We start from the raw sequence: 23222 nt of genomic DNA on the forward strand, positions 1-23222 counted from the left end.
TGTTCCTCACTCGTCGATCGTGCTTAGTTGATGCCGGGCATGTCGGTCACGTAGGCCTGCTGCCGTCCCGCATCGGCGAGCGTACACATCTGGTTGTCACCATCGATGTACGACTTCACCGCATCCGACGACGACTGGAGGTTGTTGTTCACCATCCCCACGAGGGCTTCACCCGCTGCCTCAAAGGCGGTGGCAACATCACCCGTGAGGGCGGCCGCCGTTTTAGGGCTGTGCGTGAGCCTGCCCCCCAAACTCGACGCATCATCCTTCAGGTTCGTGTCGGCAGATTCGATTTCTGAGACGGTTCCGGCCGTTTGCGAGATAGTGGCCTGGGCTGCCCTGTCGTCGATGTCGTAGTGCATGTCGATCCCCCGTTTTCTCAATCCTTCACGTACACGTTCTTCGGGATTTTCGTACGTGCCCCAGTAAACATCACGGACTGATAACGAACCTGGGCGTTCTTAGCCACACATGTACGCGTAGCCCATGAGTGGTCTCGAAACCGTAAGGGCCGGCTGAGGAGGTGGCTTCCTAGCCAGTGCCCATCCCAGAGATCTACCGTGGAAGAAGTCGATGACGAAGGAGTGCATAATGACGACCATTGCCTTGGTAGGAACGCTCGATACAAAAGCCGAAGACTATGCCTGGCTGAAAGGGCGTCTCACAGAATTGGGAGTCAACGTGCTCGCCGTCGACGTCGGCTCGTTTTCCACGGCCGATTTCGCGGATGTCTCTTCCGACGAAGTTATCGAGGCCGCCGGCGAGGATGCCGCGAAGCTTAGGGAGCGCCGCGACCGCGGAGAAATGATGGCGGTCATGGGTCGCGGTGCCGCCACGATCGTGCAGAAGCTCGCGGAAGAGGGCCGCATTCACGGTCTTCTTGCGGTCGGTGGCTCCGGTGGGTCGTCAGTCGCGGCACCGGCGATGCAGGCAGTCCCGGTTGGTTTCCCGAAGCTGCTGGTGTCGACAATGGCGTCGGGAGATGTTTCTCCATACGTCGGCGAAACCGACACGACACTCATGTATTCGGTCGTGGATGTTGCCGGCATCAACTCGATTTCTGCGATGGTACTCGGCAATGCGGCCGCAGCAATCGCAGGAATGGCGAAGGAATTCGAAGCACGCACGAAGAGAGCCCCTGTTGAGCACCGCCCTCTCGTGGGACTCACGATGTTCGGTCTCACCACTCCCGCAGCAGATGAGGCTCGCAAGACTCTCTCGGATCTCGGCTACGAAGTGCTCGTGTTTCACGCGACCGGCACAGGCGGCCGGGCAATGGAAAAGCTCATCGAGTCGGAATTGATTGTTGGCGTGTGCGACCTGACGACAACGGAACTCGCCGACGATCTTGTGGGCGGAGTGCTCAGTGCCGGACCCGACCGGCTCGAGATGGCGGGCCGTACGGGAACGCCGCAAGTGGTAAGTCTTGGCGCCCTCGACATGGTGAACTTCGGTCCAAAAGACTCGGTCCCGAGCGAATTTGAGGGCCGCACATTCCTCGTGCACAACCCGACGGTCACTCTCATGCGCACCTCCCCCACCGAGGCAGAAGAACTGGGTCGCCGCATCGGCACAAAGCTTGCTGCCGCGAAGGGGCCCACCGAGCTTTTCATTCCCACAAAAGGCTTGAGTGGCATCGATGTTGAGGGTGGCCCCTTCCATGACCTCGAAGCAGATACCGCACTTTTTGACGCCGTGAAGAAGAGCCTCGACGGCAGCACCGTTGCCGTTCACGAGCAAGACTGTGCCATCAATGACGAGGGCTTCGGCCGCGCGATGGCCGAGCGCCTCCACGAACTTATCCGCAACCAATCGGGAAAGAAGGAGAACTGACATGTCCCGCAAAGAAATCCTTGAAGCGCTGCGCGCAAAGGTCGCGAGCGGCAAGCCGATTATCGGCGGCGGTGCCGGTACCGGCATTTCAGCGAAGTCGGCGGAGGCCGGCGGGATTGATCTTCTCGTCATTTACAACTCCGGCCGTTTCCGCATGGCGGGCCGCGGTTCCCTTTCGGGCCTTCTCGCCTATGGCGACGCGAACGGCATCGTCATGGAGATGGCGAACGAGGTGCTCCCTGTTGTGAAGCACACCCCTGTGCTCGCGGGCGTGAACGGCACGGATCCGTTCCGCGTGATGCCGCATTTCTTGAAGCAGGTCAAAGAAATCGGTTTCGCGGGCGTACAGAATTTTCCGACGGTTGGCCTCATCGACGGTGTTTTCCGCGCGAATCTCGAGGAAACCGGCATGGGCTTTGGCCCCGAGATCGACATGATTCGCATGGCGAATGAGCTAGATCTCCTCACGTCCCCCTACGTCTTCGACATCGAACAGGCGAAAGAAATGGCCGCTGCAGGCGCCGATATTCTCGTGCCCCACATGGGCCTCACGACCTCGGGCACGATCGGGGCGCAGACCGCGCTCAGCCTCGAAGAGGCAGCGACAAAGGTTCAGGAACTTGCCGATGCTGCTCGCAGCGTCAACCCGGACATCCTGTGCCTGTGCCACGGTGGCCCCATCGCGAATCCCGAGGACGCCCAGTACATCCTCGACAACACGGAGGGCATCGTCGGATTCTACGGTGCTTCCTCTATCGAGCGCTTTCCAACCGAAACGGGCATCCGCGAGCAGACGGAGAAGTTCACGCAGATCACGTTCTCCAAGTAAGAGCTCTGCCCTTGCCTCTCGGCCCGCTGCGCGGCAACGCTTGGCGGGCCTTTCTACTGCATATCTTCTTCGAAGTAGTCCTCGTCCACGGAATAGAGCGTGAACTCGTGGGCCTTCTCGACGCCGACGCCGTAGGCGAGCATCAGCTTCGTGAGGCGCAAGCCGTCGATCAGCACGATCCGCCCGTGACGGTAACCGGCAGCGGTAACTTTCGCTCGGTCTAGAAATGTTGAGGTCGTGATGAATACACCGAGGTTGGCACCCTGTGCATCGAGAGAGCCGATGAAGTTACGGATCTCGGGTTCTCCCACCCTGTTGGTATCCGCGTAGCGCTTCGCCTGGATATAGACATTCGTAAGGCCGAGGGCATCCTGGTGGATGATGCCATCAATCCCGCCATCGCCCGAGCGCCCAACATGCTGCTTCTCGCCATAATCGCCGCCGTAGCCCATTGCCCACAACAAGTCGATGACGGCTTTTTCGAAGAACTCTGGCGAGTTTTCCTGGAGGCGCTTCCGGAGGTCGGTTTCAACCTGAGCGTTGAAGTCACGTGTGCGCGTAGCGATGGCCTCGACCGGATCGGTCGCCTGTTCGATCTCGGACACCGGAATAGCAGAGGATTCATCAGCAGACCTACGCGCAGCGACCTCATTCTGGTATTCCCGCCACGCGTGCCATTCCGCAAGATCCTTTTCCGTATAAGTCGCAAGCTTGCGGCTGGCAACCGTCAGCCCGTTGGGGGTGATGCGATAGGTTCCTCGCTTCGGGCGTTCGAGCAGTCCGGCCTTAGTCATGGCTGAGCACGCCCAGCCGATGCGGTTCTTGTATCGAGAATCGCCAGAATCAACTTTTTCGCTTCGCGCCTGAGTACTCAGTCCAACGAAGTCGGCAACGAGTTCGCAGAGCTCACCAAATCGGCGGTCTTCACCATCAGCAAGAACGGTTAGTACAACCGGGCGGAACTCGTCAATGGTGGGGATGCGATCGGTGGCCATAGAGATGGTCCTTACGAAATTGGGGCTGGTTTCGTCCAACGCTACCCTGAGAGCCAACCAACAGAAGACTCAACCATCGAGGTGCCCGTCAATGGACTACGACGTTTACGAATTGATGCGCACCCGATACGGTCTCTGCGGGAGTTGGGCCGTGTGGAATGAATCGACTTGGCACCCCGACCCCATCCGGGCTCCGCAGCTAATACTCGATTCCGTCGTTCGAACTTTCGCAGGCGTGCGAAGCCAACACCACTTGGATACCGAGCTCCCCTCGCTACGCACAGATCTTGTACTCGTCGCCCTCAACTTTGCCGAGAGAGCGGCGGGCATCACCGCCGTCACTGATCGCTTAAGCTTCGCCAGTTTTCATGAAGAGTGTGGTCGCACAAGCGATAGGCGTCTACGTGAGGCATGCAAAGGCAATGGACTCGAGGGCGCGTACATTACCGATCTCGTGAAAATGCGAAACGGTACGCTCGCGCCGTTCCGAAGCAGCAAGTCGATGCCCATCAACACGCTTCTACGGGATCCACGCTTCGTGCGCGAGCAGATCGAGGGCCTGTGCAAGGAACTCCAAACCCTCGGTAGCCACGACCCACTCATCATTGGTCTTGGTGCAGAGGCCTTCAGAGCACTTCATGATCCCGCATCCCTGGGCGCACTTCGGGAGTGTTGCGGAGATGGCACTCAGGTCGCTCGGATCACTCACTACTCGTCAATGACAGGCATGGCGCTGCCGACGTACATCTCTCGCGTCGGCCAGGAACTGGCGGACTTTCGCGATTATCTATAGAGCCCAGGCACTCAAGTTCACGCTCATCTCGTTCGCCAAGGAGGAACTTTGCTTGCAGGCACCCCTTCCGTTGCTCGGGAGAGTGCCGGATCAGTGCTCCTTGCCGGCTCAAGGGTGAACGGAGAGTTCTTTTGACCCGTGATGAGGCGGCTCGAACTGGAAGGTGGAGTGTTCAACGTCAAAATGTCCCGCGACGCAGTGCTGCACTTGGCCGAGTAATTCGGGAATATGTCCGTCGGTAAAGCACTCGTCGTCGACAACAATGTGGGCTGATAGTGCCGGCAGGTCGCTCGCGACGCTCCACACATGCAGGTCATGCACGCGCTGCACGTGGGGAAGTTCAAGAAAGTGGGTGATGACTTCCTCGAGGTCAATTCCTTCCGGGGCTGCTTCGAGCAGAATTCGGCCGACGGCGCGCAAGAGATTCCACGCTGCGTGCACCATGAGGGCACACACCAGAAGGGACGCAATGACATCGGCAAGAGTCCACCCGGTCACCATGATGATGAGCGCGGCAACAATGGTTCCGAGGAAGCCGTAGAGGTCTGTGAGAATGTGTTGGTAGGCACCTTCGATATTGAGGCTTGAGCGATTGGCGCGAGCAACCAACCACGCGACGACGATGTTCACGACCACCCCGACCAGGGCAACGATGAGCACGGGGCCACCGTCGACCTCGGGTGGTTCGAACAGACGCCCGACTGCCTCCACAGCGATGACTCCAGCCACGATCAGGAGCGTAATGCCGTTGACCGCGGCGGAGATGGTTTCCACGCGTTTGAGGCCCCAGGTCCACGCCCCTTGGGCAGGCCGAGCGGCGAGGCGAATGGTCCATAGCGCTAGCCCGATCGCTCCGACGTCGGACAGCATGTGCCCGGCATCCGACAGCAGTGCGAGGGAGCCGGTCAGGAGGCTGACGATGACTTCGGCGACCATAAAGACGCTCAGCACAATCAAGGCCACCCACAGAGTCGTGCGGTCGGCGTCGGCAGAGATGCTGTGGTCGTGTGCTTCGTGAGAGTGCTTGCGCCTGTGCGACACGGATGGTTTAGTCATGGCTCGTGCTCTCCGGCTGCGAGGTTTGCCTCAGTTTTTCGGTGCCGTCGAAGAAGGCCTTTGCCGCCGCGAGAAGCGTCTTCGTTTCCTCGGGATGCGCCAAGGTGTAGTACGTCGCGCGGCCATGCGTGTGGCTTGCGAGGAGCCCACTTTTTCGCAGCGAGGCCACGTGCGTTGACACTGTCGATTGCGCAAGACCCACGTGCTCGACGAGGTCCGTCACGCGGTGTTCGCCTAACAGCAAATGCTGGATGATCTGAAGCCGATGGCCATCGGCGAGACTCTTAAAGAGAGTCACCCAGTTCTCACGTTCTTCGAGGGAGGTTTCTTCACCCATATACATCGCCATGGATCGATAATATCGCCTTTAGTCGATGTTAGCCATGCAGGGTCGATCGGCAGAAGCCGCCGCGACCGCCAAAGTCGCGCTTTGACGCCCGCAAAAGCACTACCGCCGCGAGCCTTCGTTTTCAGCGGCGGTCATCTCAGCGTAGCGCTCGAAGAGGAGGGCGAGGCGTTCCTCGTTCGAGTGGAGCGGCTTCTTCGCGCCGAAGGCTTTATCCACGACACGGTCGAGGGCGGCATGGGCCTTGAGAAGCGCGGGGCTCATCGCGAGGGGGTTGTAGTGCTCGGCGAGGGAGCGCTCGGGGTGCAGCTCACGCGCCGCGATCACGCCCTTGCCAGCCTCGATGACCTTCTCGCGCAGTTCCGGTCCGACGGTTGGAAGCGGAAGGTTGTTCCACACGACGGTGTTCGAGAAGCGCAAACGGGACTCGAGCGCCCCACCTACCGCGCGCTGCCACGTAATGAACATCGACGAGGAGATCACGCCGAAGAGGAAGCCATCTGGGTCCTCGGCAGTAAAAAGTTGGTTCCCGGCTATAACTGTTTCCGGGAGATGTTGCACGGTGTAAAAGTTTCTGGTTTCCGAAACCACCGCGGGGATCCCTACGTACGGAACGAGCGGTCGGTGTTTATTCCCCCGGAACAAATGCGGAGTATCGCGAAGCTTGTACGTATCGCGAAGCTTGTACGCATCACCGCCCGTAGATTGCTGTGACCGCCATGCACGACAGGCTTCGACCCGTTCCTTCAGTACCGGCGAACGCTGAATGTCGCTCGGTTCAAAATCTTCATCGGCCATCCACAGGCACCAACGATCAAGCCCTCGAACAACTTCGCGACCTTGACGAAACTCTCGTAGATATTTCGCTGCGATGGGGTCTGCCGCGACTGCGGCGTGCTCGCCAGACTCAACGATGAGGTTGCCCCCATCCGCCGGCATGGTCCCAAAACTCACCCTCGACAGCATCGGGCTAAGAACCTTGGTTCGTTTACTTACGAGAAGATTCGGTCCATCCACGAGGTAGGCATTGATCTGCCTCGCGGGAACCTGCTTTGGCTCGCCCTTGACGTTGTCGTAGGTAAACAGTTGTGGGGCGCTGCGTTCGTGCTTGTCGTAGCCGGTGATCACGCAGTGAACGGCGGCACTTCCGGGTGCTTCGCTTTGCCACGCAAAGGTCTGGTGGGCGAAGCGGAGGCGCCAGCCGGCGTCGAAAAGCGGGCCGAACAGTGGCGCGACTCCCTGTCCTTGCGCGATCGAGTTCGTGGACACGAATGCGAAGCGGCCGCCGGTCACGGGACGGAAGAAATCACTCGCCTTTTTGAACCAAGCGGTCACGTAATCGAGGTAACCGTCGTAAAGGTCCCCCCACACGAGCTTCATATCCTCGGTTTGATCCGCTGCCTTTGTGTACTGCCCAATGAACGGCGGGTTACCCATGATGAACGTATCCGAGCCCACGGGCAAGAGCCTTCGCCAGTCAAGGCGAAGGGCATTGCCAACGGTGATCTGGGCGGCGTCTTGGGGGGGACGCATCGGCTTCGAATAGCCGAGGGTGAGGATCATGGCCTGGTTTGCCTGATGTTCCATGAGGAACATAGCGGTGCGGGCAATCATCGCGGGCCACTCCTCGATCTCGATGCCGTGGAATTGGCGAAGCCGCACGCGCACAAGATCCTCGGCCATGAGGTCCAACTGAACGCCGCCGCTGTTCAACTCCTGGAGCCGCTCGTGAATCTTCAATTCGAGGGCGCGCAGCTCGCGGTAGGCAATGATGAGGAAGTTTCCGCAGCCACACGCCGGGTCGCACAACTGGTCACGATGGATACAAGACCCCAGTGCGGAGCAGGGCCATCGAACAGCTTCGATACCGGCTATGAACTGGGATTTCCGGCTGCCGCGGACGTTTGGAGATTAGCCTGCTGTACCGCTGAGTATCTGGCACGTCACTACCCGGCTGGCATCCGTAGAGGGGGTGAACCAGTCGGGATCTCGCGCGCAAGAATAGACGCGGGGTCTCGACAAATGATGCGGGTAGCACCTCTACCTGTAGACGATACCGCTTGCTATTCGTTCTTGCAGGTGGGCCGACGACCATCCGCACTCCTAGTCAACTACAAAGCTTTTAGCAAGTTGGGGGTCAAGTCCCTTGTAGTGGTGTAACGGTGTTTTCCTCTCGTTTGGGGTTTTAGCCTGCGAGTGCGGGCATGTCGGCATCGGTCGTGGTTGTGGGTGTGGTGATCAGGTTGAGGCGGCTCTTGGCGAGGACTTCCAGGCCGAGGTAGCGGCGGCCTTCTGCCCATTCATCGGTTTGCTCGGCCAGGACGGCGCCGACGAGCCGGACAATCGCTTCCCGGTTTGGGAAGATCCCAACCGCATCGGTGCGGCGCCGGATCTCGCGGTTCAGCCGTTCGGTGGGGTTGTTCGACCAGATCTGCTGCCAGACCTCGGTCGGGAAGCTGGTGAACGCGAGAATGTCAGCGCGGGCGGCATCGAGGTGGTCTGCGATGTCGGGGAGTTTCTCGGCGGTGTAGTCCAGTAGCCGGTCGAACTGGGCGTGAACAGCATCGGCGTCAGGCTGGTCATAGACGGAGTGGAGCATGGCCTTGACCGCCGGCCACAAGCTCTTGGGAGTGATGCTCATCAGGTTCGCGGCGTAGTGAGTGCGGCAACGCTGCCAGACGGCACCGGGCAGGTTCGCCGCGATCGCTTCCACGATGCCTTGGTGGGCGTCGGAGGTGACCAGCCGGACCCCGGACAGTCCTCGGGCGACCGGATCGGCGAAAAACTCGTTCCAGGCCGGGCCGGTCTCGCTCGTGGCGACCCGCATCCCTAAGACTTCGCGATGCCCGTCGGCGTTGACCCCGGTCGCGAGCATGGCGACCGCGTTGACCACACGACCTCCCTCGCGAACTTTCATCGTCAACGCGTCGGCGGTCACGAACGTGAACGGCCCAGCATCGCCTAGTGGGCGGTGTCGAAACTCGGCGACGTGCTCGTCCAACTCGGCGGCCATGCGAGAGACCTGGGACTTCGACAGCCGGTCGATTCCCAACGTCTTGACCAACTTGTCCATCCGGCGAGTACTGACTCCAGCGAGATAGCAGTCGGCAACAACAGTGATCAATGCGGACTCGGCGCGCTTGCGACGCTCCAGCAGCCACTCAGGGAAATAGGTGCCCTGGCGTAGTTTCGGGACCGCGATGTCCAAGGTCCCAACACGGGTATCGAGAGGCCGGTGGCGGTAGCCGTTGCGCTGGGCCCGTCGGTCAGGATCTGGGCGGCCGTACTCGGCACCTGCAACCGCATCAGCATCCGCAGACAGCAACTCGTTGATCACAGTCTGCAACAGGTGACGCCTCGGCAAGCAGTTCGCCAAGCAGCCCGGCAGGGTCGACAATATGGGTAGCGGTCATCGTGTGGCCTTTCGCGAGTGAGTTGTAGGGGACGAAACTCGAGGATCACGCGGTGACCGCCCTGCTGTCCAGCACGACCACCCCGCTACACCACTATGAGGGACTCAACTCCCTTGGTGATTAGTAGCGCCCTCGCTCATCAGCGAGATGCTGTTCGCACATGATCCCACTAGCGCCATGTTCGCGACAGCACCACGTGTGCCAAACGTGTCGAGGTACTCCGATTCGAGCTGTGGGTTTAGGGCTTGGCGCCTGGCACCGGGACCGCGTCCGCTAATCTGAGGTGTGTCTCAGCTGCCAACGAGACGACGTATCGGCGGCAGCCACGAAATCGTGGAACCGTCCGGGCCGACTAGACAATTCCTTAGGCGTGCCGGTTTCGGCGACGATAGCACCGTCCGCTAAGGGTTCGAGGAAGACCACCTGATCGGCGCTATCTATGGTGGATAGTCTGTGCGCTACCACGATCACAGTGCGGCCCTCAGATAGTTGACTGATGACGTCGCTAATCGCCGATTCATTCTCGCCGTCCAGCGCCGAGGTAATCTCGTCGAGCAGCAGTATCGGAGCATCCTTGATGAATGCCCGAGCGATTGCCACTCGTTGGCGCTCACCTCCAGACAGGCTCTGCCCGGCAGGCCCCACTTCGGTATCCCAACCGTGAGGCAGCGCCTCAATCACCCGATCAAGTCTCGCCTTGCGAGCTGCTTCTTCCAACTCGGCGTCCGTCGCATTGGGACGGGCAATCCGCAGATTCTCCCGGATCGTGGTGTCAAACAGGTAGGTGTCCTGGAACACCATCGAGGTCAGCTCCATGATCCGCGTGGTTGGAATCTCGCGCACGTCCACCCCGCCGATGGTCACGCTACCGGCGTCGACATCCCAAAACCTTGCGGTGAGACGCAAGATCGTCGACTTCCCGGCCCCTGACGGCCCCACTAGTGCGGTGACTGCTCCCTGCGGGGCGGTGAGCGAGATATCGTCTAGGACAGGCCGGCCTGACTCGTAGGAAAACGACACTCCTCGGAATTCAATCGACGTCCCACGCGGTTCCCGTGCCTGCTCGGAATCAGGTTCGGCAAGTGGCGCGGCATCAAGGATTATTCCCATCTGGCGCAACGCTACTGCGGCGTTATCGACCTCAGATGCGTAGAGCGCGGCTTTTGTGAGCGGCAGCAGCATGCGCGCACTGACCGCCGCGATCACCAGATACGCAATCGGGTCCAGACGCGCTCCGGTCACGAACGACAGCCCCAAGGCGAGCACCACCGCGAAAGTCACGTTAGCGATGAGGTTGAATCCTTGGGCAGGTCGGCCCTTGATCCGAAGCCCGGCCAACGTCGCCTCAGAGTCGGCTTGCAGAGTCTCTTGTACGGGGTCCCACGACGTCGCGGCACCCGTGGCTCGAAGCACCGGTTGTAGCCTGGCGAACTCAATCAACCGGCCGGCTGCGGCGGCCGAGGTACGGTCTTCCATGTCATTGGCTCTGGTTGTTGCCGCCGACATTTTCCGCCACGTGAGAATAAACGGCAAGATCGACACTGCCATGACCACAGCTAACGGCCACTCAATGAATGCGGTAGCAACGAGCATCACCAACGGCACGATGAAGGCGTTGCACAGGTTCGGGATCACCATTGATGCCAGATGCGACAGTGTGTTGATCTCCTTGGATGTCGCATTAGCCACGTCCGCTTCGCGTTTGGCATTAAACCACCCAAGCGGCAGCTGCAAGACATGATCTGCTACGCGATCAATTAAGGTATCGCATACTTCATAGACGCTGATCCGATAGGAGCGGTACATCGCGAAGGTGTCGACCGTCACCGTGATCGCGCCGAGGATGGCAACAACGACGAGCCAGGTGCCAAGGGTTTCAGAGCGGGAGAATAATGCCCGAAGGAAGGGGATCATCAACGCCAGTGTGATGCCTTGTAGGACAGCGGAGAAGGCGAACCAGCCCACCAACGTACGCAACTCGGCCCTGTTGACGACCCTGATCATTAGTTTCCACATGAGCGTGTCTCTCCTTAGGCCATGTAATGGAGTTCTTGGGCCCGCCACATCTCGCTATAGGTCCCCGCTTGGTCGACCAAGTCCTCGTGCCTACCACGCTGAGTGATGTGGCCGTCCTCAATCACGAGGATCTGGTCGGCGTCTCGGATGGTGGCGAGTCGATGCGCGATGATGATCACCGTGCGCCCGGATGCCAAGGTGCTGAGCGCTTCGTGGATCGCACGCTCCGACTGGGGGTCTGCTTGCGCGGTGGCCTCGTCGAGAATCAAGATCGGCGCATCCTGCAAGTATGCTCGCGCCAGGGTGATGCGTTGCCGCTCACCGCCCGAGAGGAAGCCACCAACCTCGCCAAGCACGGTGTCATACCCCTCGGGCAGACGCATAATGCGATCGTGGATGCATGCCGCACGGGCTGCTGCCTCGACCTCGGCGCGCGTTGCCGACGGTTTCGACAGCGCGATATTGGTATGGACCGAATCGTTCGACAACGTTACGTCCTGTAGGACGATCGCGACGCGGGAAAGTAGCCACGAAAAACTCGCCTCGCGCACATCCACACCGCTGATGCGTACCACGCCATCATTGACGTCGTAAAAGCGCGCAATCAGCCGGGCCAGTGTGGACTTCCCTCCGCCCGACGGGCCCACCAGAGCCGTGACCGTTCTGGGCTCAGCCGTAAAGGAGACACCGTGCACAACGGGCACGTCAGGCTCGTAGGAGAAGGAAACCTCACAGACCTCGACTTGGCCGGGGTTTGGGCCCTCTTCTTGGGTGCGGCTGCCTTCGGGCATGGGTTTCTCGGAAAGCAGCTCTGCCGTGGTGCGAGCCGCCAGCTGCGACTCATAGATATGCTGCATCAGACCGACTAGCACCGTGAACCCCTCCGGGATGCCGGGAGCGATCAGGAAGAATGGCAGCGTCGCCGACAGCGTGCTCCAATCCTGCGCGACGAATAGCGCCGCCAGTAACGCGACCGTGACGAAGACCGTGGCTGGACGCAGTAGCGAACCGAGCAGACTAATCGCTCTGCCGGAGCGACGAACCCAGTCGAAGGAGATGGCAGAAAATTGCTGGCGGGCGGCGTTAAAGCGCGTTCGGGTGGCATCGGTGGCCTGGAAATTCTTGATCTCCTTAATGCCCTCAAGCATTTCGACGGTGGCTGCGGCCAGTGCGGTCTGGGCATGTCCGAATCGCTTGGTGATATCGCTATAGCCGCGCATGGTCGTGCTGACGATGATCATGATCGCTACGGCCCACGTTCCAAAGAGCGCGAGCGCCAGTCGCCAATCGACCCACACGAGATACCCGAGGCCTACGACCATCGAGACCACGGCGTTGGTGACATCACCGGGAACATGCGCAACGAGAGTATGGATGGCTGCGGTATCGTCACACACCATCTTGCGGATGGCCCCATGCGGCACCTGCGAGACCCTACCCAAGGGCAAACTGCCCAGCGCTTGGACCACATTGCCGCGCAACCGATGTCGGAGCTTGGCTTCTGCCTCGTGGGTGACACCCAATCCAAACAGGTAGAGCAATTGGCCCACGAACAGCGAAAGCACCGCTATCACGGCCCAAACCCACGGCTTTCCGGTCCAGCCGGTGCGCACCTGCCCGTCAAGCCAGATCGCGGCCATGTTGTGTAAGGCGACGAACGGCACCAGCGTGACGATAGCGCCTAAGGCTGTGAGGACTGCGGAAAGGACCATCGCGCCCTTGGCCGGGCGGATTAGTGCGGCGACGGAAATACTCACATCGGGCTCCTGTCGAGTCGAGTCTTTCGAAACGTTCATTGGCGCCACCACCACAGCAACGCAGTAACGGCCCAAAGGAGGCCCACCAGGCACCAATCTCGCACCTGCCACGGTGTGTGTTGGAGTTCCGTGCGCCGCGGATAGGCGCCAAAGCCACGTGAATCCATCGACAGGGCAACCCGTTCGCCGTGCTGGACGGCGAGGATCGCCAGCGGCACGAGGGAACCCACCCATCGAATTGCGGGCGCTAACGGCCCCCATGATGCCCCAATACCCCGCAATGCCCGCGCTGTGCGCAACAGCTGGAAATCTTGCCGGAAACGAGTGACGAAGGCGACAGCCGCAGCTCCCGCCGCAGTGACCCGATAGGGAAGCTTGAACGTCGTCGTCAACGTGCGAAGCAGCGCTTCCGGATGAGTGCTGATGCCTGAAAGCAGCATGAGGGACAACAGTGCCCCGATACCGCTCGCTGCGGCAAGCTCGCCACCGTGATTGTAGAGTGGGCTGACCTCTTCAATGGTGTAGTTGTAGCGGAACACCGGCAGTAGCACAGCTGCGATGACCCAGGGTGCTAGCAGTGACATGACCGTTCGAGCGCGACTCGCTCTCGCGGCTACCATGGCCAGGCTCGCTGCGATGAGCACTCCAACATTGACGGCCGGGTCCTTGCATACGAACACCATGACCATCGCCGGGATTAGCGCCAATAGCAACGTCACAGGATTGAACGATGAGAAGAGTCCACGGGGCACGGACGGCGAAGGCGGGTTCGCTGGTGCTGCGGATGCGGCGTTTTCACGAGTTTCGCTAACGGCAGCAGGTAGCGCGATGATGTGGCTGCAGCGTGATAGGGCAAGTTCTAGGTCGTGGGTGGCCATGATGACGGTTCTGCCCTCAGCGCGCAGTTCGTCGATGAAGGCCATGAGTTCGCAGGTATTCGCCCAGTCCTGGCCGTACGTGGGCTCGTCAAGGACAATCACATCGCGGCTCTCGGCGACCATCGTAGCCACCGATAGTCTACGAATCTGGCCGCCTGAGAGAGTCAACGGGTGTTGGTCTCGATACTGGGAGAGATGGAATTGCTCCACAATAGCCTCGGCTTTAGACGCGGAAACATCCCCCGTGGAGATTTCGCCAGCCACGGTGGAACAAACCATCTGATGTTCCGGGTTTTGAAACACGTAGCCGACCTGGTGCCGCCCTCGCCGCACAACCTCTCCGCAGACCGTAGCGCGTTGTGCCTTTGATGGTATGAGACCCGCCAGCGCCGCGAGCAGGGATGTTTTGCCTGCGCCATTCGGCCCTATAAGCGCGATAAACTCGCCACCCCGTAGCCGCATAGAGATAGCTGGGGAACGTCCGGGAACACAGAAATCTGCCAGCTCTACCGTGGCGCTGCCTCCACCGTCGAGCGTGTCAATCGCATCGATGGTTTCCCATCCTGCTTCGGTGCGCCGCTGATATTGCACCGAATCACCACAGATATCCGTGATGCGGGGAACTCGAATGCCCGCCTGCTCGCAGGTCAAGGCGTGGTGCGGGGATTCGTCGCGTAACGCACGGGGCAGCCACACTCCGCACGCCTCAAGTTCCGCGGTATGGCTGAGAAAAACCTCATGTGGAGTTCCCTGCGCGATCACCGCGCCCTGCGCGTTGAGCGCTATGACGTGATCGCACAGGGGTAGGACCGGGTCGAGGTCATGGTCGATCACCACGATGCCCACGCCATCGCTAACCAGCTGTTGGATGACGCTGTAAAACTCGTCCGTGCCTTGCGTGTCAATAGTCGATGTTGGCTCATCGAGGACAAGTAAGCGGGGCTGCATAGCCAGTGCTACCGCGATCGCTAGGCGCTGGCGTTGGCCGCCCGATAATCTCCATGGGCTCTCCCACAGCTTGGTCTCCAGACCAACCGCAGCCAATGCCTCGCGTACCCGTCGATCAATCTCAGGAACAGGCAGGCAGAGGTTCTGCAGCGCAAACGCGACATCGTCATACACCGTACGGGTAATGACTGCGGCATCCGGATTTTGTCCCACGTAGGCGACATTGGTAGCGATCAACTGGACCGTGGCGTCGGCGATTTCGGCGCCGGCAATTTGAACGCTGCCGGAGTATTCGGACGGCAGACAGTGGGGCACAAGGCCGCACACGGCTCGGACGAAGGTAGTTTTACCGCATCCAGAGGGCCCAATGACGGCCGTTACCTGACCGCTCAGGTGGACCAGGCTTGGACGTTGCAGCACCCACCGGTCCTGACCCAAGTAGTGAACGGAAAGATCCTCAACCGCCAGGAGCGCCCGCGCGGACTCGCTCACAGACCGTTGCTCGTTGCTCAAAGTGGAGGCCAGCGTTTCACTCACGATGGTCTACGCCTACGCCTGCATTGTTGAGCAAACGGGTTAGTCCGACGACGGCCAAACCGCCAATGACGGACGACGTGACTCCCACCAGCACGATCAGTCCCGATACCGAGATTCCCACCGCGTGCTTGAGCAGCGTGAGGTACAACAGGCTGTTAAATGCCCCGAAGAATGCGGCGGAGATCAGATACGCCCACCACGTCCACTTCCGGTACAGCATCAACGCCATGGGAAACTCAACCAGGAGCCCGCCAATGACGTTACCGACAATCGCGGCAGGCCCAGTGGGAGTAGTAAATACGCTCACAACTCCGATGATCAGCGCGGCCAGCAGCGAAGCGCCCGGCCTTCGCACAACGGCCAGAGGAAGGAGGTAGGGAATGACCCAAAGTCCGAGAAGGGACACCCCGAGCCAGACTGCGCTCTGCGAAGCCGCACCCGCCGGCGCGATGTAGCTCAGTGGGATGAGGATGATGAGGCCGACCACCGACAGGGAGGCCACCATCATGAGATTTCGGGTACCTAGAATTGAGTCGGTTAATCCCCCGCGAGCTGAGCGTCGAACTGTACCGGATCGGTCTGTCACAGCAAACCTCCTTTCACTTAGGTTAGCCTAACCTAACTCCCGACCGGGGTCAAGTCCCTTGAGCTAGACGTTGAGCCTACGCAGAGACGCAGCCCACGCATCGACCCCAGTTCCAAGAAATGCTGGCCCTTGCCCGGAAAGGAGCGATCGACCTGATCCTCACCAAGTCGATCTCGCGCTTCGCTCGCAACACCGTCGACCTGCTCGAAACCGTTCGCGAGCTGAAAGACCTCGGGGTGGAGGTGCGATTCGAAAAGGAGAACATCTCCTCAACCAGCGCTGACGGTGAACTCTTGCTCACCCTGCTGGCGTCTTTCGCGCAGGCAGAATCGGAGCAAATCAGCCAAAACGTGAAGTGGCGCGTTTGGAGAGGCTTCGAAGAAGGCAAAGCGAACGGCTTCCACCTGTACGGTTACACCGACTCCGCTGACGGCACCGACGTGCAGATCATCGAAGAAGAAGCAGCCGTGGTGCGTTGGATCTTCGCCCAGTACATGAAGAAGACCTCGTGCGAAAAGATGGCCGCACAGCTCATCGCTGACGGTAGGGTTCCGCACCTGGCTGATAACAAGTTGCCCGGGGAATGGGTCCGTCACATCCTGAAGAACCCGCACTACACCGGCGACCTCTTGTTAGGGCGATGGTCCACTCCGTAGGGCAGGCCTGGACGAGCAGTGCGCAACACCGGCCAGTTGCCGCAATACCTGGTGGAAAACGCGATCCCCGCGATCATCGACCGCGACACCTTCACCGCTGTACAAACCGAGATCACACGCCGCCGGGAACTCGGGGCCCGGGCGAACTGGTCCATCGAAACTGTGGCGTTGACGGCGAAGATCAAATGCGTGTCCTGCAACTGCTCGTTCGTGCGCAACGTACGCAATCCAAAAACCCAAAACTCGATCTCCACCGAGCACTGGATCTGCACCGAACGCAAGAAAGGCCGCAAAACCGGATGCGACACCTGCGAGATCTCTGACACGGCACTCAAAGGCTTCATCGCCCAAGTCCTTGACATCGAGACCTTCGACCAAGAGGTGTTCAACGAGCGTATCAACCACATCGACGTGCAGGGAAAAGACCACTACACGTTTCATTACACCGATGGCACCAGCAGCTCGCACACGTGGCGACCAAACCTGAAGAAGAGCTCGTGGACCCCAGCAAGAAAAGCCGCCTGGGGTGAACTCTTGCGTGCCCGCTGGGCCGAAGCCAAAAGGCTCGGTTTGAACAACCCACGGCAAGCACCAACACCACCAGAAGCATTGGCGAAGTACCGGGCCGTGGCCAAGGCAGAGGCTGAGCGCCTGCGCGCCGAGCGAGGCGAACGCTAAATGGCCCGCACCGTCACAGCAATCCCCGCCACCCGAGCGCTCCACACTGGTGCTCCACTTGGACAAACGACTCTGCGCAGGGTCGCCGGGTATGCCCGCGTGTCCACCGACCACGACGATCAGGTGACGTCCTACGAAGCCCAGGTCGACTACTACACCCGCTACATTAGCGATCACGCAGGATGGCAGTTCGTGAAGGTCTACACCGACGAAGGCATCACAGGCACCTCAACCAAACACCGCGCTGGATTCCAGCAGATGGTCACCGACGCGCTCGACGGCAAGATCGACCTGATCATCACCAAGAGTGTGTCCCGGTTCGCCCGCAACACCGTCGACTCGCTCACCACCGTTCGAACCCTCAAAGACAAAGGCGTGGAGGTCTTCTTCGAAAAAGAAGGCATCTGGACCTTCGACGCCAAAGGCGAGCTCCTCATCACCATCATGAGTTCCCTCGCCCAAGAAGAAGCCCGCTCCATCTCAGAAAACGTCACCTGGGGACACCGCAAACGCTTCGCCGACGGCAAAGTCACCGTCCCATACTCCCGCTTCCTCGGATACGACAAGGGTGAAGACGGCAACCTCGTCGTCAACCCTGAGCAGGCAAAACTGGTGCGCCGCATCTACGGCATGTACCTGGAAGGCCACTCCATCAGGCATATCGCGCACACCCTGACAGACGAGCCAGCAACCTACACGGCAGCAGGGAATAAAACCTGGCATTACCAGTCCGTGCGCTCCATTCTCACCAACGAGAAATACAAAGGAGACGCACTCCTGCAAAAGAGCTACACCGCAGACTTCCTCACTAAGAAGCAAGTCATCAACGAGGGCGAAGTACCCCAGTACTACGTCACCGGAAACCACGAGGCCATCATCAGCCCCGCCGTGTGGGACTTTGTCCAAGCCGAAATCGCTAAAGGCGCTAGAGATCAGCGAACACAGCACCGCACCCGCCCCTTCTCATCCACCCTCATCTGCGGCCAATGCGGACACTTCTTCGGATCGAAAACCTGGCACGCGGGCAGTAAGTACGAAAAGGTCATCTGGCGGTGCGGCCACAAATACTCAGGCCAGGAAAAATGCGCCACCGGGCACATCGACGATCAGCGCCTCAAAGACCTGTTCCTCGACGCCATCCAACTGCGCTTCGATAAGCCAGCCGATGACAGCACAAGCCAGGCGTTATTAGAGGTACTCGATACTAGCGACCTGGAAGTTCAAGCCGCAGGTCTAGTCGCCCAAATCGATGAGGTGGCCAAGAAAATCCAAGCGTTGATCGCCCACAACGCACGCGTCGCACAAGACCAACACGCCTATGAGCAGAAGTTCAACGCAGTCCACCAGCAGCACCAAGCACTCCTCGCGCGACATGCCGAGGTATACGCCCAGATTCAGAGCAAACAGAATCGCCTCGCCACTTACCGCTACTACCGGCAAGAAACTACCAACCTCGAGATCAACATTCTAACCTTCAGTCCCTACCTGTGCGTGACTCTCCTCGACCACGCCACCGTCAGCCAGCATGGCACAGTGACGTTCATCTTCCGTGACGGAAGCCAACAAGACATCGCCAAGGACTGACCAGCTCATCAGCTATTCCAGTTGGGCTGCGGCTGCCCTCTCCAGAGATCCATTGCCTGCTGCAGCCCGCTGTTGACGGAAGCGTTTGGAAGTTGAAGCTGTGGGAGTTTATTAGCAGCTATCCAGGCATACAAATCAGCCATACTCTCCTCCCACGCCAGCAAATTGTTGCTACTATTGAGCTCTCTGTAGCGTTGAACAATATCCGCGGCTGGTGCTGGATGGTAGAGGGCGTAGCAAATATGACCCCCTGAGGGTGCAAGTAGGAACTCTGCGGTATTCAGGGGCTCACCAACTGCCGAGGCTGGCGAAGTCAGCGACTTCCACAGTCCGCACTGGTTCCCAACGAGTGGCATCAAGCCAGACGGGCCGCGACGCTCGACAACATCGTCGAACTGCAGAACCGAGGCGTCAATAAAGTCGTCCTCCTCGGTGATAACTACAACGTGTCCATTAATGTTTCCCGCGCTGTCAAGCGTTGGGCATCTGTTTCCTCTCTCGAAGCGGGACCAAGAGACGCGTACGACAGCTGGAACCGCGATTGCCGGTATCTCGAACCTAGTCAACGCCGTGAGCATGGCAGACGCGGCAGGTACGCAGACCGCGCCAGACGTACTGGGAGCTGCGGTCAAGAAGAAGCAAGCCAGTCCGGCAGTGTGAAGGAGGCGTGGGGGAATCTCGGTAATGAAGCTTTCAAGCCTCTGACGGGTAGTTTGATTCAATTCCATTAGTCAATTCCTTCGGCGTGAACCAATCAAGCGGCTAAATCGTAGTTGGCGCGCGTTTGTATCCGTTGTGGCATGAAAGTTTCTAGGAACTGCAGCTCCCCCAAGTGCTCGAGGAGTTTGTTCAGCTCACTCTTCTTGTTGTATGCCTTCGTGAAACACTCATCGAGCTCGTCGAGGAAGAGCGGGCGAATAAGCTTCAGAATGTTCGTTTCGGTTGTGTAGTGCTCACCGAGCTCGCGGCGCGCTTTCTTGTCTTTCACCGCCTGGAAGAGGCTGCCGAAAACCGCGGGGCTAATACTCGACCAATTGAAGTAGGACGCCTGGATGAGCAGCTCACGAGATTCTCGATCGAAATACGGGATATCCGTCGGCTCCCCGAACACGCTCCCGTTCACATACGGGAACGCTTGCAGTAACTCGTCGTCCTTCGCATAACGCTTATCCTCGGGCTTGTTGAGCGCCTGGTACAGCGTCGCGAGCTGGGAGCCCAAATCGCTTCCATCCTCACTCGTGCGTTCCTCGAGATACCGCGAGAACAGATCGCGCTCCCACAAACCCGCGTCATCCGCATAGAGGCAAAACAAGGTGCGAATGAGGAACACGCTCGCTTGGTGCTCGTCATACCCCGTCGCCTCCAAGTGCTCATACAGGCGAGCCATGAGGTTCGCCGCCTGGATCGACGCCTGCTCCTGCTCCTTCGAGCCGAACTTCGCACGCCGATACCCGGCAAGGAACATGAGGTCCTCAACATGCGCGGGCAGCTCCTCAAGCGGGAACTCGAGAGTGTCACTCTCCCCCGCTTCTGCTACGAGGCTCAGAAGCCTGAACTTTTTAAAATCCGAGGTGAGGATGTAGTCGGGCCGCTCATTCTCCGTGAGAGAGTCGAGGTAATCGAGCGCCTGCTGCTCAGCCGCTACAAGATCGCGGCCCGCACTCTTCATTTCGATCACGACGGTGCCCGAAATGAGCGCGTCGATAAACCCGTGCTGGCCCGTTGATGAGCGCCGCGCGCGCTTCTCATACACAGCGGCCGTACGGCCACTAATACCGAAGCATCGAAGAAGGCCGCGCACGAACTCTTGCGCCTCGCCCTTCTCATAACCCTCCGCCTCACGCCAATCCGCCACAAACGCCCCAGCGCGATTGCGGATATCGGAAAGAACGAGAGGCTTCGGCATGGCAGCTCCTGGGCGCGAAAACGATGGTGTCCACGTCTACGTTACCGGGCTTCACGGGACCTCACGCCATCCCGGATCTCGTTATTCGCAAGCGCATCGATATGGCGGTGGCAAGCGTCGGAACCGCACCCCCGAGCCCGACTCACGGCACCGCGCCCGCCGGGGCGCACCGCAACCAGGCCGTGGCCACGCAGCCCTTAAGCCGAGGCGTGAGCGGTCGAGGAGGCGGGGGGAAGCGTCGGATCCCCCGGGAACAGGCGGGGCCCCACGGCCCGCATGACGTACACGAGCGCGACCAGCACGGGAATCTCCACCATTGGACCGATCGTGCCCGCGAGTGCCTGCGAAGAGGTCGCGCCGAACGTTCCGATCGTCACGGCGATCGCGAGCTCAAAATTGTTTCCGGTGGCGGTGAAAGCCGTGGAGGCACTCTGCGCATAGTTCATGCCCGATGCCCGCGCGGCGATAAGCGAGATTCCAAACATGAACACGAAATAGGCGAGCAGTGGCAAGGCAACACTTGCGACGCTCCAGGGGTGCTGCAGGATCTGCCGGCCCTGGAGGCAGAAGAGCACAATGATCGTGTACAGCAGGCCAATCATGGCCAGTGGCGAAACCTTCGGCAGGAAGGTGTTTTCGAACCAGGCGCGGCCCTTGAAGTGCTCGCCGATCAGGCGTGAAAGCACACCGAGCGCGAGCGGGATACCGAGGAAAATGAGCACGCTTTTCGCGATTGCCGCGAAGGAGAACTGCGCGCTCGTCGTGTCCAGCCCCAACCATCCGGGAAGAACCTGCAGGTAGAACCAGCCGAGCACCGAGAACATGAGGAGCTGGAACACGGAATTGATCGCTACGAGAACAGCGGTTGCTTCACGGTCCGCACACGAGAGATCGCTCCACACGAGCACCATGGCGATGCAGCGCGCCAGGCCAACGATCACAAGACCCGTTCGAAGCTCCGGTTCATTGGGCAGGAACACCCACGCGAGGGCGAACATCACGAGGGGGCCCACCACCCAGTTGAGCAGCAGCGAGAGGATCATGAGCCGCCTATCGCGCACGATCTTGCGCGCCTTCTCAAACCTCACCTTCGCGAGCGGCGGGTACATCATGACGAGGAGGCCAAGAGCGATCGGCAGCGAAATGTCGCTAATTTTTACGTGGTTGAGCACCTCCGCGGTTTGCGGAACCCACACGCTCAGCGCAATTCCCACGACCATCGCCGCAAGTATGAAAAGCGGCAAAAGACGGTCAAGGATGGACAGTCGGGGTGCGACGCTATCCTGCACAGTTATTCCTTTCGCTTACTTGGCGCTTGCGGTCAGCTCTGCAAGCAGGGCCCGAACGCGTCGATCAATATCGTCACGGATGAGGGCCATGCGCTCCTCTCCCTCGATGCCGCGAAGCGATGGCTCATCAATCTCCCACTTTTCGATCGTGCCACGCATGCCCTCGATCGGTTCGACGTGCGCGTCACCTCCCACGATGATGGTGCGATCCGCAGCGCGCAGGATGCTTGGGTCGCTCGGCTTCGGGAATTCACCGTCAAAATTTCCTCCGACGGTTGCCACGCTCGCGCGAGAAGCCTCATTGAGCGCCGTTCCCGGCTTCGTGCCCGCTGAATGCACCTCCACGGCACCTCGTGCATGGTGACGCATGAGTGCCGCCGCCATTTGGCTCTTGCCGCCATTTTTCACGCACACAAACAGCACACTGGGTTTGCTCATGTTTCTTGCTCCCGACGAGGTGACATCGTTGCCCATCATTTTATGAGCAGCCGTTGCAGCCTCGCATGCCGTCGTGGCGAAGTGCGCACAAGGAGGCCCCCGGAATCATCGTATTCCCGGGGGCCTCCCCGTGTACTCACTGTGGTGAGCAACGTGCAAGGGTTACGACCTGCGACGCGTCACGAGCACCGCACCCACACCCGTCAGTACGAGCGCGAACAAGGCTGCTGCGCCTATCTCAGCGCCCGTGCGTGGCATCGGGGGCTGCTTCTTCCTCGGCGTCGGAGTCGGTGTCGGCTCCGGCGTAGGTGTGGTTTCCGGTGTCGGTGTCGGGGTGGGTTCCGGTGTAGGGGTTGGCTCCGGCGTCGGAGTCGGTGTTGGCTCCGGCGTCGGGGTCGACGGTGGAGTCTGCGTATTCGTGATCGTGAAGCCACTTGCCGCATCGCCCGTCACCTCGGAGGTGAAGCCCTCAACAGTCAGCTCCTCAACCGAGTACGAAATATCGGCTGTCTTGCCGTCCACAAGCTTCCACCCAGGCAAATCCGTGAACGTGTGCGTCCAACCGTTCTCGGCGTTCAACTCGACGGGATCACCAACCGGCGACTTCCCCCCACCAGTCGACTCCATGAGCTGAACCTTCACCGGCATCGTCAACGCCGGATCAAGATCCTCACCCTCAAACGA

General features: G+C 59.9%; 19 protein-coding genes and 2 pseudogenes. 7 read left to right on the forward strand and 14 right to left on the reverse strand.

Annotation, left to right across the window (positions count from 1 at the left end):
* Positions 1–23 precede the first annotated feature (23 nt).
* Positions 24–362: a hypothetical protein gene (locus D8M36_RS09840; RefSeq protein ID WP_065247011.1), complete on the reverse strand. Its 339-nt coding sequence runs from the start codon at positions 360–362 to the stop codon at positions 24–26.
* A 229-nt stretch (positions 363–591) separates the two neighbouring features.
* On the opposite strand from D8M36_RS09840, the gene D8M36_RS09845 reads away from it, so the two are divergent.
* Positions 592–1833 (forward strand): Tm-1-like ATP-binding domain-containing protein, encoded by a 1242-nt coding sequence (locus D8M36_RS09845; RefSeq protein WP_074299676.1) that lies wholly within the window; start codon positions 592–594, stop codon positions 1831–1833.
* A gap of 1 nt (position 1834) precedes the next feature.
* Positions 1835–2662, forward strand: a complete 828-nt coding sequence (locus D8M36_RS09850) for a phosphoenolpyruvate hydrolase family protein (RefSeq protein ID WP_074299675.1) — start codon at positions 1835–1837, stop codon at positions 2660–2662.
* Positions 2663–2715: 53 nt separating this feature from the next.
* Here the strand turns inward: D8M36_RS09850 and D8M36_RS09855 are convergent, their stop codons facing one another.
* Complete coding sequence (locus D8M36_RS09855) at positions 2716–3657, reverse strand: restriction endonuclease (protein ID WP_074299673.1); 942 nt, start codon at positions 3655–3657, stop codon at positions 2716–2718.
* 253 nt (positions 3658–3910) lie between these two features.
* Between D8M36_RS09855 and D8M36_RS09860 the strand changes: the two genes are divergently transcribed.
* Positions 3911–4450, forward strand: coding sequence for a hypothetical protein (locus D8M36_RS09860; protein WP_126848596.1), 540 nt, complete (start codon positions 3911–3913; stop codon positions 4448–4450).
* 108 nt (positions 4451–4558) lie between these two features.
* Here D8M36_RS09860 and D8M36_RS09865 read toward each other — a convergent pair whose 3' ends face one another.
* The 8 genes and pseudogenes from D8M36_RS09865 to D8M36_RS09900 form a co-directional block, all read right to left on the reverse strand.
* Positions 4559–5506 carry a cation diffusion facilitator family transporter gene (locus tag D8M36_RS09865; RefSeq protein ID WP_074299668.1) on the reverse strand — a complete coding sequence of 316 codons (948 nt, stop codon included), beginning with the start codon at positions 5504–5506 and terminating at the stop codon, positions 4559–4561.
* Complete coding sequence (locus D8M36_RS09870) at positions 5499–5855, reverse strand: ArsR/SmtB family transcription factor (protein WP_238638446.1); 357 nt, start codon at positions 5853–5855, stop codon at positions 5499–5501. The genes D8M36_RS09865 and D8M36_RS09870 overlap by 8 nt, the downstream gene beginning before the upstream one ends.
* 99 nt (positions 5856–5954) lie before the next feature.
* Positions 5955–7727, reverse strand: coding sequence for a DNA methyltransferase (locus tag D8M36_RS09875; RefSeq protein ID WP_342342902.1), 1773 nt, complete (start codon positions 7725–7727; stop codon positions 5955–5957).
* A gap of 310 nt (positions 7728–8037) precedes the next feature.
* Positions 8038–9265: pseudogene (locus D8M36_RS09880) on the reverse strand (IS256 family transposase).
* A gap of 273 nt (positions 9266–9538) precedes the next feature.
* Positions 9539–11281 (reverse strand): ABC transporter ATP-binding protein, encoded by a 1743-nt coding sequence (locus tag D8M36_RS09885; RefSeq protein WP_126848598.1) that lies wholly within the window; start codon positions 11279–11281, stop codon positions 9539–9541.
* Between the two features lie 14 nt (positions 11282–11295).
* On the reverse strand, positions 11296–13038 hold the full coding sequence (locus tag D8M36_RS09890) for an ABC transporter ATP-binding protein (RefSeq protein ID WP_074299730.1): 1743 nt from the start codon (positions 13036–13038) through the stop codon (positions 11296–11298).
* Positions 13039–13073: 35 nt separating this feature from the next.
* Positions 13074–15401 carry an ATP-binding cassette domain-containing protein gene (locus D8M36_RS09895; protein WP_238638448.1) on the reverse strand — a complete coding sequence of 776 codons (2328 nt, stop codon included), beginning with the start codon at positions 15399–15401 and terminating at the stop codon, positions 13074–13076.
* Positions 15394–15909: an ECF transporter S component gene (locus D8M36_RS09900; RefSeq protein WP_223845782.1), complete on the reverse strand. Its 516-nt coding sequence runs from the start codon at positions 15907–15909 to the stop codon at positions 15394–15396. The genes D8M36_RS09895 and D8M36_RS09900 overlap by 8 nt, the downstream gene beginning before the upstream one ends.
* 185 nt (positions 15910–16094) lie before the next feature.
* Between D8M36_RS09900 and D8M36_RS10435 the strand changes: the two are divergent.
* The 4 genes and pseudogenes from D8M36_RS10435 to D8M36_RS09910 all read left to right on the forward strand — a co-directional run.
* A pseudogene (locus D8M36_RS10435) lies at positions 16095–16361 on the forward strand (recombinase family protein); the annotation flags it as partial.
* 66 nt (positions 16362–16427) lie between these two features.
* Complete coding sequence (locus D8M36_RS10440) at positions 16428–16643, forward strand: recombinase family protein (RefSeq protein ID WP_274542653.1); 216 nt, start codon at positions 16428–16430, stop codon at positions 16641–16643.
* Between the two features lie 18 nt (positions 16644–16661).
* Positions 16662–17321 (forward strand): hypothetical protein, encoded by a 660-nt coding sequence (locus D8M36_RS10245; RefSeq protein ID WP_202974891.1) that lies wholly within the window; start codon positions 16662–16664, stop codon positions 17319–17321.
* Complete coding sequence (locus tag D8M36_RS09910) at positions 17322–18905, forward strand: recombinase family protein (protein WP_126848600.1); 1584 nt, start codon at positions 17322–17324, stop codon at positions 18903–18905. It abuts the gene before it with no gap.
* Positions 18906–19659: 754 nt separating this feature from the next.
* Here the strand turns inward: D8M36_RS09910 and D8M36_RS09915 are convergent.
* The 4 genes from D8M36_RS09915 to D8M36_RS09930 all read right to left on the reverse strand — a co-directional run.
* Positions 19660–20811, reverse strand: a complete 1152-nt coding sequence (locus D8M36_RS09915; protein WP_126848602.1) for a type IIL restriction-modification enzyme MmeI — start codon at positions 20809–20811, stop codon at positions 19660–19662.
* 197 nt (positions 20812–21008) lie between these two features.
* The gene (gene arsB / locus D8M36_RS09920) at positions 21009–22100 is read right to left on the reverse strand and encodes an ACR3 family arsenite efflux transporter (RefSeq protein WP_202974892.1); all 1092 of its coding nucleotides are present in this window, start codon (positions 22098–22100) and stop codon (positions 21009–21011) included.
* A 15-nt stretch (positions 22101–22115) separates the two neighbouring features.
* The gene (locus tag D8M36_RS09925) at positions 22116–22538 is read right to left on the reverse strand and encodes an arsenate-mycothiol transferase ArsC (protein WP_126848606.1); all 423 of its coding nucleotides are present in this window, start codon (positions 22536–22538) and stop codon (positions 22116–22118) included.
* Positions 22539–22700: 162 nt separating this feature from the next.
* The coding region (locus D8M36_RS09930) for a Cna B-type domain-containing protein (RefSeq protein WP_126848608.1) at positions 22701–23222 on the reverse strand (522 nt) is incomplete at its 5' end.

The sequence above is a fragment of the Dermabacter sp. HSID17554 genome (assembly GCF_003989295.1).
Classification (GTDB): Bacteria; Actinomycetota; Actinomycetes; order Actinomycetales; family Dermabacteraceae; genus Dermabacter; species Dermabacter vaginalis.

Bases quoted from the DNA above. Each gene is read 5' to 3' on its own strand.
- D8M36_RS09855 (WP_074299673.1), bottom strand. From the start codon at position 3,657: ATGGCCACCGATCGCATCCCCACCATTGACGAGTTCCGCCCGGTTGTA.
- D8M36_RS09915 (WP_126848602.1), bottom strand. From the start codon at position 20,811: ATGCCGAAGCCTCTCGTTCTTTCCGATATCCGCAATCGCGCTGGGGCG.
- D8M36_RS09845 (WP_074299676.1), top strand. From the start codon at position 592: ATGACGACCATTGCCTTGGTAGGAACGCTCGATACAAAAGCCGAAGAC.
- D8M36_RS09885 (WP_126848598.1), bottom strand. From the start codon at position 11,281: ATGTGGAAACTAATGATCAGGGTCGTCAACAGGGCCGAGTTGCGTACG.
- D8M36_RS09870 (WP_238638446.1), bottom strand. From the start codon at position 5,855: ATGGCGATGTATATGGGTGAAGAAACCTCCCTCGAAGAACGTGAGAAC.
- D8M36_RS09850 (WP_074299675.1), top strand. From the start codon at position 1,835: ATGTCCCGCAAAGAAATCCTTGAAGCGCTGCGCGCAAAGGTCGCGAGC.
- D8M36_RS09910 (WP_126848600.1), top strand. From the start codon at position 17,322: ATGGCCCGCACCGTCACAGCAATCCCCGCCACCCGAGCGCTCCACACT.
- D8M36_RS09865 (WP_074299668.1), bottom strand. From the start codon at position 5,506: ATGACTAAACCATCCGTGTCGCACAGGCGCAAGCACTCTCACGAAGCA.
- D8M36_RS09925 (WP_126848606.1), bottom strand. From the start codon at position 22,538: ATGAGCAAACCCAGTGTGCTGTTTGTGTGCGTGAAAAATGGCGGCAAG.
- D8M36_RS09900 (WP_223845782.1), bottom strand. From the start codon at position 15,909: ATGATGGTGGCCTCCCTGTCGGTGGTCGGCCTCATCATCCTCATCCCA.
- D8M36_RS09840 (WP_065247011.1), bottom strand. From the start codon at position 362: ATGCACTACGACATCGACGACAGGGCAGCCCAGGCCACTATCTCGCAA.